We start from the raw sequence: 19,200 nt of genomic DNA, 5'->3' as shown, positions 1-19,200 counted from the left end.
AGTGCCTCGAAGGCTTTTCGCTCTTCCGTTTTAACTTCCAACGTTTCAAGCGAAGCGCGCATTATACAGAGGTTTTTCGTTCGGTCAAGCATCAAATTCATTTAATTTTAAAACGTATTTTTGCTTGGTTGCGGGAACAGGATTTGAACCTGTGACCTTCGGGTTATGAGCCCGACGAGCTGCCAGACTGCTCCATCCCGCGTCCGAATCGACTTGTAAAACATGTGTTGCGTCGAGAGGTGAGACTATAGCAAACTTTCAAAAACAGTGTCAACTGTTATTTGCTTTTTCCATAGAGATGGTAGAGCGTGGCATATTTGCCGCCGGCCTGCATGAGTTGCTCGTGCACACCTTCTTCAACGATACGACCACCATCCATGACGATAATGCGACTGGCATGCTGAATGGTGGAGAGGCGGTGCGCAATCATGATGGTGGTTCGGCCCTGCATGAGCTGGGTCAGTGCGGCCTGCACGTTATGTTCGGATTCATTATCGAGTGCGGACGTCGCTTCATCCAAAATTAATATGGGGGCATTTTTAAGCATGGCGCGCGCAATGGACAGTCTTTGACGTTGGCCGCCGGAGAGCCGCAAGCCCCTGTCACCAATATGCGTGTCCAGTTGTTGTGGCAGTTTTTCGATGAACTCCCAGGCATGTGCCGCCTTTGCTGCTGCAATCACCGCCTCTTTAGAGGCCCCACGTAAACTGCCGTAGGCAATGTTGTGGTAAATGCTGTCATTGAACAAGACGGTTTCCTGAGTGACGAATGCAAACTGCTGGCGCAGCTCAGCCAGCGCCAGTTGCTGGATAGGGAGATCATTGATCAGTAACTGCCCTTGTTGCACCTCATGAAAACGGGGCAACAAATGCGCCAGTGTAGACTTGCCGCCCCCTGACATGCCAACCAAGGCCACCGTTTCACCAGCATGGATGGTCAGGTTGAGCTCTTTTAGCGCCGGACTGTTCGCGTGCGGATACTGAAAAGTGACCTGCTCAAAGCGAATTTGGCGGATGGGCTCAGCCAAAACCACCTGCCCCTGATTGTTTTCGGCAGGCGTATCCAGCACGGCAAACACACTTTGGCAGGCGGCAATCGCAATTTGCACATCTTCATTCACAGAAGTAATCGCTTTCACCGGACCAATCAGCATGAGCAAGGCGCCAATAAAAGCCGCAAACTCACCGGCGGTAAACTGGCCAGCGGAGTAATAGATCACCATGGCTAATGCAACGGCCGCTAACATCTCGACAAACATACTGTTTAAACCAGAGATGCGCCCTAACCTGACCATCATTTGCCGGTTAGTGGCAACGATATGGCTAAAGCGTTCATACTCATACTGCTCGCCACTGAACACCTTGACCACGCGCTGTCCACTGGCGGCCTCTTCAATCACCTGCGTCATGTCTGACATGCTGGCTTGCACCTGTCGGCCCGAGTTACGCAATTTTGGCGTCATTTTTTTCAGATATCTGGCAATCAGCGGCGACAGCAGCAAAAACACCAGCGTCAGTTTCCAGTCCAGATAAAGCATATAAGAGACGATGCCAATAATGGTCAAGCTATCGCGAATGGAGGAGATGATGACTTTGGTGACCGCACTATATAACTGCTCGCAATCAAACGTCATTTTGGTGGTGATATTGGCAATGGCGTGCTGATCAAAAAAACTGGCAGGCAACTTAAGCATGTGTGCAAAAACCTGATTGCGTACATCCTCGATAACGCGGCGGCCGACAATCCTGATCAGGTAATTGGAACCAAAGCCTGCCAATGCACGCACCAGCAACAAGCCACCCAGCATCGCCGCCAGCGTCAAGCGCGCATAGGTCTGTGTCTGCGTGGTGAAGCCTTCATCCGTCACATGCTTGATGGTACTGAGAAAACCGGTATTACTGGCTGACAAGATCACCAGACAAACCAGCGCCAGACAAAAAGTGGCCCAATAAGGTTTGAGATAGGCCATGAGCCTGGTCAGTTGCGCATACGCGCTGGGAGTGTGATTGATCATGGTAAAGACTAATGGTTTTTATGAGCGCTGGGCGACCTTGAATGAGAGGAGCCGGTATGGGATTCGACTTGGGCATCGACAGTCATCTCGGCCAACAAGCCCTGCAGACGAGCCACCACGGCTTCTACACCAATCCCGAGAATATCCTGTTGTGCATCTTGAATAAAGTGCGCTTGTGGAGACCAGGGCAAATAACGGACCGGCGAACCCGGGCCAAACAAGGTCAGGCTCGTCAAACCCGCCGCGGCGGCCATATGCCCGAGCCCGGAGTCATTGCCAAGATAGCCATCACACTTTTGCAGCAAGGCATAAGACTGCGGCAAGCTTAATCGTCCGCACGCCACCTGCACAGGCAGCTGAGCCAGTGCAACAAAGCGTTGTGCGAGGGCGGCATCCGCCTGCGAACCCAGCAACACCACGCCAGAGACTGCATTTGCAAGCGCATTGGCCACCGCCGCATAACGCTCGACAGGCCAGATTTTACCGGCAAAATTTGCGCCCAGCCCGATCGCCAGCCAGCGCCCTTGCCCCAGCATGGGAAATAGGTCTGCGACCAAGGCATGATCTTGCTCGCTGGCCCACAAGGTTGCGTTGGGCCGCAGATCGCCGACTAACGTCTGCACGGCCGCCAAATGTTTTTCTGCTGAGTGCAGGTGCATGGTGCTGGCATTGGAACGTTTTTTAAACACTTGCTTTGCCCGCAGCAGATAAGGCAAAAAATCCGTGCGCAGATCAACCAGAACGTCATACCGGGTTTTTCTCAACAAGCGAATCAACTGCATATAGCCCGCCCAGCCTGAACGTTTGTCGCGCACGAAAATACGGTCAATATAAGGACAGGGGTCAAACAAGGCTGAAGAACGGACATCACTCACGAGGTCTATGCGCGCTTCTGGCAGGTGCGCATGCAGGGCTGCCAGTACCGGTGTCGTCAGGATGGCGTCTCCAATGTTGGACAGCGTAATCATGAGGATACGGGGTTGAGCGCTGGTCATCGGGTTGGTCTACCTGCACTCAAAGGACAAGCCGAGTCTGACCAGCGCCTCTTTGAGTTGCTGTTCTAACTGCGCAGGCGAAAAGTATTGCGTATATAAAGTACGTGCTGCCAATTTTTTGTCCTGCTGACTATTCACGCATTGTATGACCGCATCGGCCAGGGCGGCAGGATTGGCTGCCTCGATCTGCCATAAACCGCTCAATGGTCCGTTGGGCATCGCCGCCGGATAAGCGTCACTGTTGCGCGTAATGACGGGACGGCCACAGGCTAGGCCCTGAAACACTTTATTAGGAATGACCTGCGCGGCCTTTTGCGAGCCGCCAAACACGCCCAGCACGATATCCGCTTTGGCGATCCGGCCTGGCAAATTGGGATAGGCCAAACTGTCTTCAAAATGCACATTAGCCAAGCCCGCCGCTTGCTGCCGTGCCGCCGCCTTGGTCGGGCCATCGCCCAACAACACCCAACGCAGATGCGGTTGAGCCGCCGTCAGTCTGGCGGCTTCAATCACCGTTTCTATCCCATGTAGCGCAATAAAGCTGCCATAAAACAAGACTTCTGTGCTCAGGGGTCGGGGCTTAACCAGCGACACCGGCGAAAACAGTGGCTGCTCCGCGCCTACATAGACCACCGCGGTTTTTTCTGCTGACAATCCAAAACGTTCAATAAACATCTGCTGTTGCAGCGCCGTATCCAGCAACACCATATCCGCCAACTGCAAGCACTTTGTCTCGGTGCTGAGCAAGCGCTGTGCTTGCGGGCTCTGCTCAGCAAACTTGTTCCGTTCATACACCTGCTTTTGCCAGGCACTGATCAAGGGGTCAAATACGAGCGGCACACCGCGTCTGCGCGCCCAGCGGCTGGCGGCTTCAACATCTCGGTGCCTGAAACAGGGCACCCACACCAGGTCGGGCGTAGGCAGGCCTTTTAACTGCGCTTCAACATCCCCCCAGCCACTCAGATGTGGCCTGAAGTCGATGAGCTGGCAGCCCAAGGCCTGCAGCAATTGCCGACTGATACGGTTGCGGGAATAATTGAGGTCTGAACGCCCCCACCAAATCACTTTAGGCATGATGGCGCTTCACTTCCGGCAAATAAGGGAATACTTGCGCGGGCGTCAACTGTCGCATGCAAGAGTGGTGGCTGCATTGCTTGGCATAGCAGTTTTTACAAGGCAAATCGAGTTGCAGGGCGACAACTTGCGCACCTACCGGTTTGACCCGCAGTGGATTGGTTGGCCCACAAAGCACCACTATGGGCGTGTTGGTGGTTGCCGCCAAATGCGCAGTTCCGGTATCGTTAGCAACAATATATTGCGCCCGCGCACAAATAGCGGGCACGGCCAGCAAGCTGGTTTGCCCGCATAAATTCACCACCTGCGCAGGATGACGGCTGGCAATCTGCTGACACGTCTCGGCCTCATCTTGCCCGCCCAGCAATACCACACGCTCCCCACGCGCAATACAATGTGCCACCAGCGCAGCATAGTGTTCGGCGCCCCAGCGCTTGGTCGCCATCCCGGCGTGGCTACCACATAAAAACACCGCAAAAGGCTGAGATGCCAGCCCATGCTGGCTTAACAACTGCTGGGCAGCCGTTTGCGCAGCAGCACTCACAGCCAATGTTGGTCCGGTGGTCAGGGCGGGGATGCCTGCTGTGATTAAGGTCTGCTGCAAGATTTGAAAACTATGCGCTTGCGGCAATGCATGAATTTGACGGACCGTGTAGGGAAAGCGCGCATGATTGCCCAACAGCCACTTGGGCGCGCGACCACTCAATCGCAACAGGCTCAGTAACAGCCGGCTTTTATCATTGGTTTGCAAATCAATAATCAAGTCATACTGCATGGCTGCCACTTCAGCCAGCCACTGCCGGTAAATACGCCAGCGCCCTGATTTTTGCTGCAGATTCAAACACCAGATGCGCTCAAAGCGATGATCATCTGCAAACAGGGACTGCCAGGCTGGCAAGGTATTTAAATGCAAGACAGCCTGTGGAAACGCCTGGTGAATATCTTCGATGGCGGCTGTGCTCATGACAATATCGCCCATGCCGCCCCACTTGATGATCAGGATGCGTTTGATCTCCTGCCGGGCGGGCAAATCGCAGACCACGGTCTGATCGAGTGACTCCGACAGGCAGTCAGCATCCAAATATGTGTTCAGCCTAGCTTGCTTGTGCATCCTGATCCCTTTGCAGACTTGCAATCATGAGGCAGGCCAATAGCATGAGCACCGGAAACCACCAAGGCACCAGCATGGGTTGCGTGGTGTTGAGTGGAAAATAAATCACCATCAGCGTTAAGGCATAAGGCCAGGCTTGCTGCTGTAGCGGACGCGCCGCTTGCCTGAACCAGGCCACACATAACCCCATGATCGCGATCAGGCCGATGCCACCCATCAGGCCGGTTTCGGCCACCCACTCAACATAAATATTATGCGTATGGGTAGGGTGAGCCACAAAAGGGTCATCACTGCGCGTGGCATACTCGGCATAAACACGCTTGAAGTGATTGCTGCCGACACCGGTCAGCGGGTGCGCCTGCCACATGTGTAGCCCGGTTTCCCACAAATTGAGACGGTAGCTTAACGCATGATTCACGCGGTCAAACGTCGACTGCTGCGTATCCGCAATCGCCTGCGTATGCTGCAGTTTATATTTGGCCAGTTGCGGACTGAGCGCACCAGCCAATGCCACGGCCAGCAAGGGCATACAAAGTACCGCGGCCCACACTTTCCAGCTTGCACGCTGCTGCGACAAGGCCAGTAACAACATCAGCAAAAATATATACAAGTATCCTCTGGCACCAGAGAGCGTCACCACCACGCCAACGCCTAGCACCAGTGCCCACGCCAACCGGGGGCGCTTGGGCAGCCAGTGATAAAACAGCAGCGGCAACATGGGCAACATCAGAATCCCTTGGTGCAAGTCATGAAACATGCCGGTAATGCGGCCTTCCGGTGTTTTGGCAATGCCAAGCAGATCGACGCCGAAAAGATATTGAATACTGCTATCCAGCATCCACAACAGCATGATGCCCGTCACCCATTGCGCAAACAGCTGGCGATAGCGGGTCACCTGGAATGTCAGCAATAATGGGAGCGCTGCAAAATACAGCAGGCTAAACCAGGCAATCGCCACCAAACTGGCTTGGGGATGTTCGGCCTGCAGGCATGACAGCCACATCGGCAACCACAACAGCATGAAGACCGCACTCCAGCGACGCACTACAGACTGCCTGAATATTGCCACTCCCGACCTAAAGCATAAAAACACGCCTACCATGGCCAGCACAGCGGTGGGCAAACGGGCCCCGCCAGAAAACGGACTCCAGGCGATCATCATCACCGCCAGCAAGGTACAAGCCCAAGCCAAGCCCGACGGCATCCGCACCGCAGTGCTGTCTGCCCATCCTGAAGGCCTGGCTTTAAACATTGTCCGGGTAAACATCATGAGTTCACATCCAAAGGCTGAGACATGACGTGCTGGTAAACGTCCAGCGTTTTCTGTTGCATCTCGGATAAGGTAAACAGGGTGTTCGGGCGCACCGCAGGCCGCTCTTCCAGCCAATTCAGGGTCAGAATCGCCGCTTCAGCAATATTGCCCACTTGCACAGCCCCTTCCGGTAAGAAGGCAGCCATTTGCTCCGCCACGCCGCCATGATCATACGCAATCACCGGCACACCCAGACTCAATGCCTCCAGCGTGGTCCGTCCAAACGCCTCAGGCGCCAAAGACAGTGAATAAACGATCTCGGAAATCGCCATGATATTTTTCACGTCTTTGCGATAACCCGTCATCGTCACGCAATCGCTCAGGCCGGCCAGCGCAATCTGATGTTGCAAAGTCGCTGCGAATGCCTGCTTGCCAGTATCGACCTCCCCCACCAGCAAAGCATGAATATCTTTATGTTGACGACAAACCACCCCCACCAGCTCGACAAAATCCTCCGCGCCTTTCCAGCGCGAAATTCTGGCCGGGAGTAATAGCAGGCGTTTGCCCTGGGTCTGCGGATATTGGGCAAACCATTGCTGCTTCCAGTCCGCCTCTGGCTGGTAGCCCGGGAAATACTGAGTGGTATCCACCCCGCGGTAGATCAGCGTCATTTTATGGTTTTCAAGCTGGTAGTGCGTTTGCGCATAGGCTTGTATGGTTTTTGAGATCACTATCACTTGCTCGCCCGCGGTCATGATCCGGCTATAGCGGCCAGGCCGATAATAGCCATGCACTGTCGTCACCAAGCGCGGACGCTGTGCACGTGGCATGGTTTTCCAGGCCCAATAGACCACCCAGGCTGGAAAGCGCGAACGGACATGCACAATATCCACCTGCATTTGCCGCCAAATGCGTTGTAATTTGGGAATCCATAACAAGGTCAGTAATGATTTACGCCCGACCGGACAGGTCAGGTGCGTACTGCCAGCCGCTTCCAGCTCGGCCACCATGCGCCCGCCCGCAGACATCACCAGCGAGCGGTGCCCTTGTGCCACCAGTGCTGCGGCCACCTCGAGGGTGCCGCGCTCCACACCGCCAGATTGCAAGGCGGGCAGCACTTGTAAAACCGTGAGTTTTCGCAAAAGCAGACTTCAACAACTAGATTAATCGTGAGACCAGACGGCTGGATGCAGGACGGTTGAAATGGGCCAGTAACAAATCGCAGCAACGGCTGGCTTCATTAAACCCCAGCACCGGACGCATAAATTGGCGATACAAGCCATAAGGGTCATAACGCGTGACCAATTGGCGGTCTATGAGTTTTTCGATGCCGCGGCTCACCCGGCTGGCACGTTTGGCGGTCAGATTAATGATGCCGACGGCAACCAGTGCCGTCAGCGCCTCATACACCATGGAAACAGAATCCTCGGTCACCCAGGCCGCAGAAACCGTTGCCAACTTGGCGGGCAACCAACCTGGCCCGGTGTCTGTGATCGCCACAATTTCGAGATTGGCAAGGCGGACACGCTGCATGGCCGAAATAAAACTGGCCGGCGTGCGTCTGGAGGTTGTCAATACGTAATGCTGATCAGGATGCTTGCGTACCAGGTCGTAGACTTGCGCCACCACGCCCAGCTCATCCCATTCAAAATGCTTGCTAGGCCCGCCGACCATGATCAGAACCTGCTCGGTTTGCTGCACTTTTCTAGCAGGCTGGATATGGTTGATCACCCCACGGGTCTCAATAAAGCTGGCAAATCCGCGATATTGGTCATGCTCGGGGATCAGACACACATCAAACAATTCGGCTGGCAGGCTAGGCTGCATCATGCAAACAGTTTTGCCACCATAGGCCCGCTTGGCAGCCAGCATATGGGCATGGGTCGCATGACCGGCGCCGATAATAATATCCGGTGCTGGCAAGCCCTCGCCTGCCGGCCATTGCCCCAGCAACCACGACAACCAGCCGTGACCCGCGTCCTTGATCTGGAGATCAAAGACCTGCAGCGCCAATCTGGCCTGCAAGGCCTGAACCAGTCCTTGCGACTGATGCTGATGTCCTGGTTTGCCATCCAGCAAACGCCAAACCACGAATGTTTGAGTTGAATGAGTTTCTCTGATCATATGCATCACCTGCGACTAATACGCAGGATAGATGCAGATCATGACGACTTGATTAAGCCAAGATGAACAAATTGTGTCAGCCCAGCCCCATAACCGCTAGGCCGGACCAAACAGAGTTATTGCGCGACCGCGCCAAAGACCTTTTTCAGCAGATTGCTGGCTTGACCCACCGGATCCTGACGGATCGCAGCCTCTTCTTTGGCAATCATCAGGTAGACGCCGTCCAGTGCCTTTTGTGTCACATACTGGTTGATATTGGCATCTTCTTTTTTGATCAGGCCAAACTGGCTGCCCATTTCAGCATACTTGTTATAAGTATCTGCCAGCTTCACGTTGGCAGTGGCTTTTTGCACGATGGGCAAAAACTTGGCCGCCATATCAGTCGCGGTGGTTTTCTTGAAATATTGCGTGGCAGCATCTTGCGGACCAGTCAAAATCCCCTTGGCATCAGCCAGTGACATTTGCTTGACCGAATTTAGCAACAAGGCCTTTGCCTCGGGCACTGCTTGTTCGGCGGCGCGGTTCATTTTAAGCACCAACTCATCCGCCTGTTTGCCCATGCCTACCATGCGCATGCCTTTTTCGATTTTCTTTAACGAATCCGGCAGCGGAATTTTGACCTCCTGGTTACCCATAAAGCCATCCGTCGCCCCCAGCATGCTCACCGCCTTGCTGGCGCCCTGACTCAGCGCCAGTTTCAAGCCATCACTGGTTTCCTTTTCGCTGAGCTGGCTCACCGCCCCGCTCTCGCTACGGCCACTGGCAGCACTATTGACCTCTTTTTCCACCATGTCGCCCAGCGCCTTCAGGTCCAATGCCTGCGCCTGCATCCCGATTGCATTGCTCAGGAGCAGTGCAGTCAATATCACCTTGGCTTTCATTTTCATGCTGTTCGTTCTCTCATCAAGTTGAGCGCAGTGTACCCAGAAAACACAAAGCAAGTCCAGCGGACTTGCTTTGTGTGGGCTTGCGCAAAAGCCGGGCGCTTAGGCTTTGAACGGTTTCACATTCCAGATACGTTCGGCATATTCACCGATGGTGCGGTCACTGGAGAATTTAGCCATCCGCGCCACATTCAAAATCGCCATACGCGACCAGGCTTCCTGATCTTGATACAGGGCAGCCACTTTCTCCTGCGCGGTAACATACGCGGCATAATCGGCCAGTAACAAATATTGATCGCCTTTGTGCAACAGGGTATCAATAATCGCTTGGTAGCGTGATGGCTCCTCTACCGAAAAATAGCCATTGGCGATCATATCAATCACCTGCTTGAGTTCGGCATTGCCGTGGTAATAATCCCACGGGTTGTAGCCGCTGGCTTTCAGCTGCGCCACTTCTGGTGTGGTCAGGCCAAAAATAAAGATATTTTCACTGCCGACCTCTTCCATGATCTCCACATTGGCGCCATCCAGCGTACCTATGGTCAATGCCCCATTGAGCGCCATTTTCATATTGCCGGTGCCACTGGCCTCGGTGCCTGCGGTCGAAATCTGCTCGGATAAGTCGGCGCCCGGGAACAGGATTTCTGCCGCACTGACCTCGTAGTTAGGATAAAACACCACTTTTAACTGGTCTTTGACCGCCGGGTCGTTATTGATCATCACCGCCACATCGTTGATCAGGCGGATGATCTGCTTGGCCAACCAGTAGCCCGGTGCTGCCTTGCCCGCAAAAATGATCACACGCGGTGTGTGATGGCTGGCATGACCGCTACGAATCCGGTTATACAGCGTGATCACGTGCAGCACATTGAGCAACTGGCGCTTGTACTCATGAATACGCTTGATTTGCACGTCAAACAAGGCATCCGCGCTGACTGCAATACCCGTCTTCTGCAAAATCTTGTCGGCCAGGCGCTGCTTGTTGGCTTTTTTCACTTCGCGGAACGCTTTTCTAAACGCCGCATTCTCGGCAAACGGCTCAATCTGCTTGATCAGGCTCAGGTCCTTCTGAAAGCCGGTGCCGATTTGCTTGGTCAGCAATTCTGTCAGCAAAGGGTTGGCCTGGTTCAACCAGCGGCGTGGCGTGATGCCATTGGTCACATTGGTGAACTTGCCAGGATAAATTTTGTTGAAGTCAGCAAACAGCGTGGTTTTCAACAACTCGCTGTGCAGCTCGGCCACGCCGTTCACGGTATGGCTACCAACAATCGCCAGATGCGCCATGCGCACACGACGGCCGTGAGTTTCATCGATGATGGACACACGCTGCAACAAGCCGGTATCGCCAGGGAAGTGCTGATTCACCATTTGCAGGAACTGGTGATTGATCTCGTAAATGATTTCAAGATGGCGTGGCAACAATTGTCCAAACATGTCCACCGACCAGGTTTCCAGGGCTTCTGGCATCAAAGTGTGGTTGGTGTAGGCAAACATTTTGGTGACCAGCGTCCAGGCACGGTCCCAAGGCAAGTGATAATGATCCACCAATTGATGCATCATTTCGGCCACTGCAATCGCTGGGTGGGTATCATTCAACTGAATGGAGACCTTTTCAGGCAAGGTGTTCCAATCCGAGTTGTAATTGGTAAAGCGATGCAAAATATCCTGTGTAGAGGCCGAAACAAAGAAGTATTGCTGCTTGAGGCGCAACACCTTGCCCGACTCGGAGGTGTCATTTGGATAGAGCACTTGCGAGATGGTTTCGGCACCGTGACGGCCTTCTACCGATTTTTCGTAGTTACCTTCGTTAAACGATTTCAAGTCAAACTCATTGGTAGCCTTGGCAGACCATAAGCGCAGATTATTCACAGTCTGCGTGCCATAGCCAGGCACAGGCACATCATAAGGCATGGCCACCACCGTTTCATGATCAACCCAGTGATGTTCCACGCCACGCTCGGTGTGTACATGCAACACGCGGCCATAAAACTTCACCTCGCAAGTATGCTCGGGGCGCTGAATCTCCCAGATATTCTGATAACGCAACCAGTTATCAGGATTTTCTTTTTGCTGGCCTTTCTCGATGGTTTGCCTAAACATGCCGTAGTCGTAACGGATGCCATAGCCGGTAGCGGGAATATCCATGGTCGCCATCGAGTCGACAAAACAGGCAGCCAAGCGGCCCAGGCCGCCATTACCCAACGCCGCATCGGGCTCCATCTCGGCCACGCCTTCCAGCTTTTGGCCAATCTCCTGCAAGCCGCCGCTTAGATCGGGTGCAATGCCCAAATTCAGTGCGGCGTTTGACAGCATGCGGCCAATCAAAAACTCCAGAGATAAATAATAAACGCGCTTGGTATTGGCGTCGCGATAAGCATCACGTGTATTCACCCAGCGGCTCATCAAGTGGTCGCGCACGGTAAAAGCGGCGGTCTGATACCAGTCCCGTGCCGTGGCCCAAGAGTTTGATTTACCAATAGAAAAAGTCAGGTGGTTACGCAACGCCTGGGGGATGGGCAATTGCTCTAACAAAAACTCTTCAACCGGTTGCGCAGTCTCTACGGGTGTCTTGGATTTAGGTGTTTTTTTCACATTGGCAGTCATGCATCTTCCCCTTGAGTTTGATTCATCGAATTGCTTTCAGTTAGCAAAAGCAAAAAGCAAGCCTACAGCAAGAATGTGTCAGACATAAAAAAAGCCACAAAATTCTCATTGTGGCTTTGAATTATACTGCCGACCCCGGCAGAGAGAAGCACGAAAACTAAAGTTTCCAGGTATAAGCAACGCCTAGTGCATCCTGATACATGCGCACATTGGCGTCCCCTCCACCAAATCCAGCAGGAATCGAGTTTTGACCACGCACCGTATTTTCAAAGGCATGCGTGTAAGCAAACGACACTTCCGACGCAGGACTCAACACCCAAGTCGCCCCAATCGACACATGATCTTTCACCACGCCCGGCGCCAGGATATTAAACAGCGTATCGCCTGCTCGAATCGGCTGATCGACATGGTTATAGCCTGCACGCAAAATCAACGCCGGGCTATATTGATACAACGCACCGATCTTATACACCTTGGCATCCTGCCAGTTAAACCCGGCGCCATTATCGTTACCCAAGCCATTGCTCAAGTTAGATAAAGAGGCGTTACCCACCGCATCGACCTCACTGTAATTGATGCGCTGAAAATCCGCGGCCAGCGTCAATGCCGGCGTGACTTTGACCGCCACACCTACGCCATAGGTGGAGGGAATATCAAAATCCCCCTGCTCGGCAAACAAGCCCTTGTACTTGTCAAACCGGCTCATGTAAGTACGGCTCTGATAAGTGGCCCCCAGCGTCACGGCATCCGTGATCTCACCCAGCCAGCCAATATGCACACCCGCCCCATAAGAATCATCATGACCATTGTTGGTCAGATTAGCAGCTGAACTACTGGCATTGCTAAAGTTTTGCAGTCCCTTGGCTTCAAACCGCTGATAAGCCAGATTCAGGGAAACTCCTAGGGTGTGATGCTCTTGCACCTTCCAGGTGACGGTCGGCGCCACAAACACCTGCGCCAAATCCACCCCCGTGCGTCGACCATTACTGTTAAACAGCGGAATACCTTTTTTGTAATCGGTATTCATGCCGCCATTACCGTAAACACTCACGCCCAGCGTTACGTCCTCAGAGTATTGCGTGTTGTAGCCGAACTCTGGAATAAAGAAATTCTGGCTATCATTGCCTTTATAAGTCCCATTGGCTCCTGGCGCACCACTGCCTTCAATCTCCGATTCACGCACCGGCCTAAACCAAGTCACGCCCGCATCCACACGGCTCCCGACTTTACCCATCCCAGCCGGGTTGGCCGCTGCCGCCAGCGCATCTTGTGGCAAAGCGATGCCCACGCCACCAACGCCTTGAGAGCGAACACTATAGCCATGCGAAAAATAACCATCCGTCGCCCAAGCATTACCAAACGAAAAAGCGACCGCTACCGGAATAATTTTTGACCACTGATACATCTCAATCCTTCAATAACCTTGTTGGATTGCAATATATCAAGCGATTAAAATTCCAATAAATAATATATATAAATATATTTATAACTTAAAAATATAAAAGCCCGAGAGACGGGCCTTTATAAATGACAATTTACCTAATGGAACATTGCCTCTTTTTGAGACTGGATTTAACGCGTGGGCAACAAGTTGCCCACCCTACTCGGCTCAAAGCAAACAAGCCTTTCGATAAAGAAATGTATCAAAAAACTTGTTCTTTATAACGGTATCTACTTGGCTTGCGCGCTGGTAAAAGGATAAGTCGCACGAACTTTCTGAGTGACATGCAGCAGGACAAGGCGCACATCATCGTCACATAAAAATTGTCGCCTGCGATAGATGACTAGTATAAAAAGTAGTTAACTCTGGTAGTGTTTACCCGACGATGGCGAGAGATGAATCCATTTTGCGCGGTATTGACCGCAGCTGCCCACGCTACTTGTCTTTTTAAGCAAGAAGAGCTAACAATGGATTGCCCAGATTGCTGATAGATAATATAGCCCCAACTGCAGAAATTACAGGCTCAAGAACATCAATCCAAGGTTGAATTTTGTCCTTGCTTGTTGCCCATTCTTCAGTAACTGCCGTTGACACTAGTTCGATCTCTTTAGCAAGTTCTGCATCGGATTTGTCTCCAGCAACAATCAATGCGTTTGTTAAATCATGGTAAAGAAGACGCATTTCACCGAATCCTGGAGCAGTTCTAGGTGTCGCTATGAGTTTTTCTCGAAGGACATTCAGTGCCATAGATAAAGATTTGACTTCCTCATTCATTTTGACTCTCCTTTGGCCAGATCTTTATCAACTATATCAATCATGTTTTGAACAAGAGCTTTCTTGTTCACTTCTGTGGCAATAATTTGCTTTACTAGTTTTAGATTGGTAACAGATTCCGAAAATATTCGTTTACTTTCTTCAGGAACTTTGGAATATGAAGCATTCTTTCCAAGAGAAGTCTCTAGCTGCGTCAATGTGCCAATTGCTTTAGACATAGCTTTCTTGTTATCGTCAGAAAGTGTTGAAATATCAATATTTTTTAGCAATTTCAGCACATCTTCAACATCACCTTTAGCAAAGGTAGATTCATCAAGCACAGTTCGAAGCGTTTGACTAATTACTTCACTTCTAGTCTCGATGCGCTCGGATGTTTTGTCAAGCAAAACAGCAGTGTTTGCAGGAATGGATGAACACGCACTGAGCCCTGCTGTTAATAATAATACAAAGGCTTGTCTCATCTGAGATACGCATTTCATACAACTCTCCTTTAAGCTAATTGGCAAGTCTAACGTAATAGTTCAGCGGGCGACAAAAGCGAAGCTTTTGGCTGTCCGATGGAAAGCATTGTTGGGCATATGACTAAATACAATCTCAAGCCCCCTCTCCAGGATTGATGCCACTCTTGTCTAGCGGGTTAATGTTTGCCATTGACCGTAGAATCAAAGGCGCAGAAACACCTATGTTGATGGCCACAAGGGGCTTCAGTACGTCTGATGGGAAGACGTAAGCAAGTGCAAGCCCCGCTCCAAGAAGTGGCGCAACAATAAACGGCAACCAATAAAATAAATCCTTGAAATCTGGGCGCTGAGTTTTTGGAATATTTCTAATTTCCATCAGACTAAGAAGCTGCATTGCAAATGCACCAAAAAAAGCAAAAAGAACTGAAGGGTGCACCAATAGCTCCATGCTCATCTGACTCTCCCCTTGAATGCACCTAAAATCTTGTCAAAAGGGCTGCTCATTTTGTGAAAGTGCTCTCTTGTCGTGAATAAAGGAGAACCCTCAGTTGAGTGTACGCTCGACTGCACAACCTTATCACTGTTTTTTGCAATAACCTGAAAGACATCATTCTCAGTGACACCAATTTGGGAAGCCACACCATGGGGTGTGCGCCACTTATATCTGTTGTCCGCAAGTGCATTCAAGATCAATTTCTCGATATCTGGTTTGCTCATATTGTGACTCCTCGATTGAACATTAGGTGCGCCTAAAATATTAAGTCGCGGTTCAAATTACGGTATGTAACAAAGCATTGATTTTTTCATTTACATTTAAATACAATCAATTGATTTAGGAATAGAGGACGTATTAAAGAGACTTATAGCCAAATTCCAACATTTGCTTAACTTCTAACAAAAGATAATGCCACAGCCGTTAAAAATCTGCAAAAATTCGTTTTCCGACAGGATATTTCTCAGTGTAAAACAAAAAAGCCACCTTTAAAGGTGGCTTTTCAGATGACACAAATTCCCGAAGTTATAAAATCAAACTATTCATACGCTTCACAAAGCTAGCAGGATCTTCCAATTGGCCGCCTTCTGCCAACAGCGCTTGGTCAAACAGCACATGCGCATAATCAGCAAATTTGGCATCGTCGCTTTCAGCTTTCAGCTTTTCAACCAAACGGTGGGTCGGGTTAATCTCTAAAATCGGTTTGCTGTCAGGCGCTTTTTGACCAGCCGCTTTGAGGATACGCGCCAGGTTGCCGGACAAGTCATGCTCGCCAGCCACCAAACACGCGGGGGAGTCAGTCAGGCGATGCGTGACCTTCACTTCTTTCACGCTCTCGCCCAGCGCGGTTTTAATGCGCTCGACCAGGTCTTTGGCTTGCTCTTCAACCTGTTTTTGCGCTTCTTTGTCGGCTTCGTCTTCCAGCTTGCCGAGGTCTAAGTCACCCTTGGCAATCGACTGCAGTTTTTTGCCTTCAAACTCAGTCAGGCTGCCCAGCAACCATTCATCTACCTTGTCAGACATCAACAACACTTCAATGCCTTTTTTGCGGAAGATTTCCAGGTGTGGCGAGTTCTTCGCAGCAGCAAAGGTATCGGCCGTGATGTAGTAAATCGCTTCTTGCTCGGGCTTCATGCGTTCGATGTAAGCTTTGAGCGATACGTTTTGGGTTTCGCTGTCAGTGTGCGTAGAGGCAAAACGCAACAGGCTGGCGATCTTGTCTTTGTTGGCAAAGTCTTCGCCGGGGCCTTCTTTAAGCACGCGACCAAACTGTTCCCAGAACTTGGCGTAGTCTTCGGGTTTGTTTTCAGCCAAGTCTTCGAGCAGGCCCAGCACTTTTTTAACAGAGCCGTTTTTAATCGCTTCTACGTCGCGGCTGTCTTGCAGAATCTCGCGCGAGACGTTGAGTGGCAGGTCAGCGGAGTCAATCACGCCGCGCACAAAGCGCAGGTATTGTGGCATGAGTTTTTCGGCGTCTTCCATGATAAACACACGTTTCACATACAGTTTGATGCCCTGGCGGCGATCTCGGTCGTATAAATCAAACGGCGCTTTGGCTGGCACGTAGAGCAGCGAGATGTATTCTTGCTTGCCTTCTACGCGACTGTGGGTATAGGCCAGCGGATTTTCAAAGTCGTGCGAAACGTGTTTGTAAAACTCGTTGTACTCTTCTTCGCTAATATCGTTTTTGCTGCGCGCCCACAAGGCAGAAGCTTTGTTGACGGTTTCGTCCTCATCGGTGGGGACTTGTTCGCCGTCTTTCCATTCCGATTTTTTCATCACAATCGGCAGGGTGATGTGGTCAGAGTATTTGCGGACGATGGTTTTCAGTTTCCAGTCGTTTAAAAACTCGTCTTCACCTTCGCGCAGATGCAAAATCACATCGGTGCCGCGGCCTGCTTTTTCAGTCGCTTCAATGGTGAAATCGCCTTCACCGTGCGACTCCCACTTGACGGCTTCAGTCTCGCCTGCGCGGCGGGTAATCAGGGTGACTTTATCGGCAATGATAAAGCTGGAGTAAAAACCCACACCAAACTGGCCAATCAGGTTGGCATCTTTGGCTTGGTCACCGGTCAGGTTCTGGAAGAATTCCTTGGTGCCAGATTTGGCAATCGTACCAATGTTGTTGATCACTTCTTCACGGCGCATGCCGATACCATTATCAGAAATGGTCAGCGTGCGGGCAGCTTTATCAAATGAAACTCGAATATTTAACTCGCTGTCATTTTCATACAAAGCAGCATTTGAGATGGCTTCAAAACGCAACTTGTCAGCCGCGTCAGAAGCGTTGGAAATCAATTCGCGCAACACAATTTCTTTATTGCTGTAGAGCGAATGAATCATCAATTGCAGTAATTGTTTGACCTCGGCCTGAAAGCCCATGGTCTGCTTGGATTGCGATTCTGCTGTCGCAGTTGTCATGACAGATCCTCCAAAAAACAGGGTTAAACACAAAATTTAACCCTAGATGGGGAAGCAAAAACCGTTTTTCAAGAGGGGAGATTGTGAAACAGGCGGGGATCTATGACAAACCATCATTTAAAACCATGACTGGCAAGCGGATTGCGGCGTTGAGGCCAATAAACAAGGCGTTATTCAGCCAATTAAAACTGATTTATTTGCATAGTTTTTGCTAGTTATTTTGTAACGCAGCATTCTTTGTTCTGATGTCAGGTAAGGAGCGTAGTGTATGAATTTATTTCACACGTTAATCGAGCAAATGCAGGTCATGAAACTGCCGCTATATGCAGTCACCTTGACCGCCGTCCCGCGGGCAGATACCCCGGTGTTGCTCATGTTGCATTGGCATGGCTTTCGCAAACAGCCGACGCCCGCCCTCCCCATGCTTAAACCGACGCTGCAGCCAGTGCCTGGCTCGGCCTTGCAAATCAATGACCGCTGGCGGCAACCGGAAGTGGTCGATGAAGCCGTGCTGGACGCGGCCTGGCAACTGGGCGCCTGGGACGTGCAACGTGAAGAGCACCGCGCTTGCACCTGGGTCGGCGCCAGCGAGCAGGAAGCGCTGGCATGCAAACAGGCGTTTGGTAAATATGATGAAGTGCTGGAAGACGAACTACTGGTCAGCGATGCCCCAGACCGTGACGAAATGTTGCATCTCGGTGCCAAAGTTGGGTATATTCGCTGGCAATTCCGGCCCGTCAATGGCGGTGTCTGGCAATCTACGGCTGAGGACGACACCTTGCTCGAAGATGGACGGCGTATCCCGCCCTGCCCGATTCGGCCCCTTGCACTGAAAGGGGGCAAATTGAGCAAAACCGCGTATCGATTGGGGCAGATCAACCGTATCATTTTGTTGAAATAAGCAAAGGCGAGCGCCTTCGCCGCTTGCCTGCAAGATTAAAGTGCTCCAAAGCATGGCAGGCGGTGAGTGTGCATTGCCGCTGGCGGCCCTTAATCACTACCACCCACCCCGTTTATTGCTGTGTGCTATGGCATGGACGTAGGGGAGTGCAGCAGAAAAAATACAAAAATACCCAGGATCGCGATTAAATTTTTATTCTTTTAGAATGCGAACCACCGTCATGACCGGGCAGAGCCTTGTATTTGCTCGCCTTTACGAAAGGCGCACGCCAGCGCGCTGGTCATCGCTGATTTTTTCATATTACTTTCACTGGCCTCTGCCAACATAACAATTTATACTGTTTGAACGATGTGTCTGGGGAGGCAATGATGGCAACAATTGAGGTGACTGAGACCAGTCCCAATTCATTTTCTGTCACGGTGCATGGGACACAAACCACCTCACATCAAGTGAATGTCAAGCCAGATTATGCCCAACCATTGCTTGATGCCAGCCAAACGGTGGCAGAACTGGTCAGTGCCTCGTTTCAGTTTTTGCTTGACCGGGAATCAAACACCAGCATTTTGAGAAGCTTTGATTTAAGCGTGATTGAGCGCTATTTTCCAGAGTACCCACAGGCCATACAACGCTATCTTAAGTAATCACCTCCGT

The 19,200-nt window shown here is 51.4% G+C and carries 17 protein-coding genes and 1 tRNA gene; 2 read left to right on the top strand and 16 right to left on the bottom strand.

Annotated features, from left to right (window positions below; all coding sequences use genetic code 11):
• Positions 1-125: 125 nt before the first annotated feature.
• From INP77_RS13130 to htpG, 16 genes are all read right to left on the bottom strand, one after another.
• Positions 126-202 (bottom strand) — tRNA-Met (locus tag INP77_RS13130).
• 75 nt (positions 203-277) lie between these two features.
• A complete protein-coding gene (gene msbA, locus INP77_RS13125; protein ID WP_228518937.1) occupies positions 278-2,014 on the bottom strand; it encodes a lipid A export permease/ATP-binding protein MsbA in 1,737 nt (578 codons plus the stop codon).
• 8 nt (positions 2,015-2,022) lie between these two features.
• Positions 2,023-3,009 (bottom strand): glycosyltransferase family 9 protein, encoded by a 987-nt coding sequence (locus INP77_RS13120; RefSeq protein ID WP_194749519.1) that lies wholly within the window; start codon positions 3,007-3,009, stop codon positions 2,023-2,025.
• A gap of 9 nt (positions 3,010-3,018) precedes the next feature.
• On the bottom strand, positions 3,019-4,083 hold the full coding sequence (locus tag INP77_RS13115; RefSeq protein WP_194749518.1) for a glycosyltransferase: 1,065 nt from the start codon (positions 4,081-4,083) through the stop codon (positions 3,019-3,021).
• A complete protein-coding gene (locus INP77_RS13110) occupies positions 4,076-5,194 on the bottom strand; it encodes a glycosyltransferase family 9 protein (protein WP_194749517.1) in 1,119 nt (372 codons plus the stop codon). The genes INP77_RS13115 and INP77_RS13110 overlap by 8 nt, the downstream gene beginning before the upstream one ends.
• Positions 5,178-6,464, bottom strand: a complete 1,287-nt coding sequence (locus INP77_RS13105; protein WP_228518936.1) for an O-antigen ligase — start codon at positions 6,462-6,464, stop codon at positions 5,178-5,180. Before INP77_RS13105 ends, INP77_RS13110 begins: the two co-directional genes overlap by 17 nt.
• Complete coding sequence (locus INP77_RS13100; protein ID WP_194749516.1) at positions 6,461-7,588, bottom strand: glycosyltransferase family 4 protein; 1,128 nt, start codon at positions 7,586-7,588, stop codon at positions 6,461-6,463. Before INP77_RS13100 ends, INP77_RS13105 begins: the two co-directional genes overlap by 4 nt.
• Before the next feature lie 16 nt (positions 7,589-7,604).
• The gene (locus INP77_RS13095; RefSeq protein WP_228518935.1) at positions 7,605-8,570 is read right to left on the bottom strand and encodes a mitochondrial fission ELM1 family protein; all 966 of its coding nucleotides are present in this window, start codon (positions 8,568-8,570) and stop codon (positions 7,605-7,607) included.
• A gap of 116 nt (positions 8,571-8,686) precedes the next feature.
• The gene (locus tag INP77_RS13090; RefSeq protein ID WP_194749514.1) at positions 8,687-9,457 is read right to left on the bottom strand and encodes a DUF4197 domain-containing protein; all 771 of its coding nucleotides are present in this window, start codon (positions 9,455-9,457) and stop codon (positions 8,687-8,689) included.
• Between the two features lie 99 nt (positions 9,458-9,556).
• Positions 9,557-12,058 (bottom strand): glycogen/starch/alpha-glucan phosphorylase, encoded by a 2,502-nt coding sequence (locus tag INP77_RS13085; protein ID WP_194749513.1) that lies wholly within the window; start codon positions 12,056-12,058, stop codon positions 9,557-9,559.
• A gap of 157 nt (positions 12,059-12,215) precedes the next feature.
• Positions 12,216-13,463 carry an OmpP1/FadL family transporter gene (locus INP77_RS13080; protein ID WP_194749512.1) on the bottom strand — a complete coding sequence of 416 codons (1,248 nt, stop codon included), beginning with the start codon at positions 13,461-13,463 and terminating at the stop codon, positions 12,216-12,218.
• Positions 13,464-13,946: 483 nt separating this feature from the next.
• On the bottom strand, positions 13,947-14,273 hold the full coding sequence (locus tag INP77_RS13075; protein WP_194749511.1) for a hypothetical protein: 327 nt from the start codon (positions 14,271-14,273) through the stop codon (positions 13,947-13,949).
• Positions 14,270-14,752, bottom strand: coding sequence for a hypothetical protein (locus INP77_RS13070; protein ID WP_194749510.1), 483 nt, complete (start codon positions 14,750-14,752; stop codon positions 14,270-14,272). The genes INP77_RS13075 and INP77_RS13070 overlap by 4 nt, the downstream gene beginning before the upstream one ends.
• Positions 14,753-14,867: 115 nt before the next feature.
• Positions 14,868-15,188: a hypothetical protein gene (locus INP77_RS13065; RefSeq protein ID WP_194749509.1), complete on the bottom strand. Its 321-nt coding sequence runs from the start codon at positions 15,186-15,188 to the stop codon at positions 14,868-14,870.
• Complete coding sequence (locus tag INP77_RS13060; protein ID WP_194749508.1) at positions 15,185-15,451, bottom strand: hypothetical protein; 267 nt, start codon at positions 15,449-15,451, stop codon at positions 15,185-15,187. Before INP77_RS13060 ends, INP77_RS13065 begins: the two co-directional genes overlap by 4 nt.
• 301 nt (positions 15,452-15,752) lie before the next feature.
• Positions 15,753-17,648: a molecular chaperone HtpG gene (htpG, locus tag INP77_RS13055; RefSeq protein ID WP_194749507.1), complete on the bottom strand. Its 1,896-nt coding sequence runs from the start codon at positions 17,646-17,648 to the stop codon at positions 15,753-15,755.
• A 268-nt stretch (positions 17,649-17,916) separates the two neighbouring features.
• Here htpG and INP77_RS13050 point away from each other — a divergent pair, with 268 nt between their 5' ends.
• Both INP77_RS13050 and INP77_RS13045 read left to right on the top strand, forming a co-directional pair.
• A complete protein-coding gene (locus tag INP77_RS13050) occupies positions 17,917-18,549 on the top strand; it encodes a diguanylate cyclase (RefSeq protein WP_194749506.1) in 633 nt (210 codons plus the stop codon).
• Positions 18,550-18,914: 365 nt separating this feature from the next.
• Positions 18,915-19,190 carry a hypothetical protein gene (locus INP77_RS13045; RefSeq protein ID WP_228518934.1) on the top strand — a complete coding sequence of 92 codons (276 nt, stop codon included), beginning with the start codon at positions 18,915-18,917 and terminating at the stop codon, positions 19,188-19,190.
• Positions 19,191-19,200 lie beyond the last annotated feature (10 nt).

It is taken from the genome of Methylophilus sp. 13 (assembly GCF_015354335.1).
GTDB lineage: Bacteria > Pseudomonadota > Gammaproteobacteria > Burkholderiales > Methylophilaceae > Methylophilus > Methylophilus glucosoxydans.
This window is presented reverse-complemented; position numbering and strand designations above follow the sequence as displayed.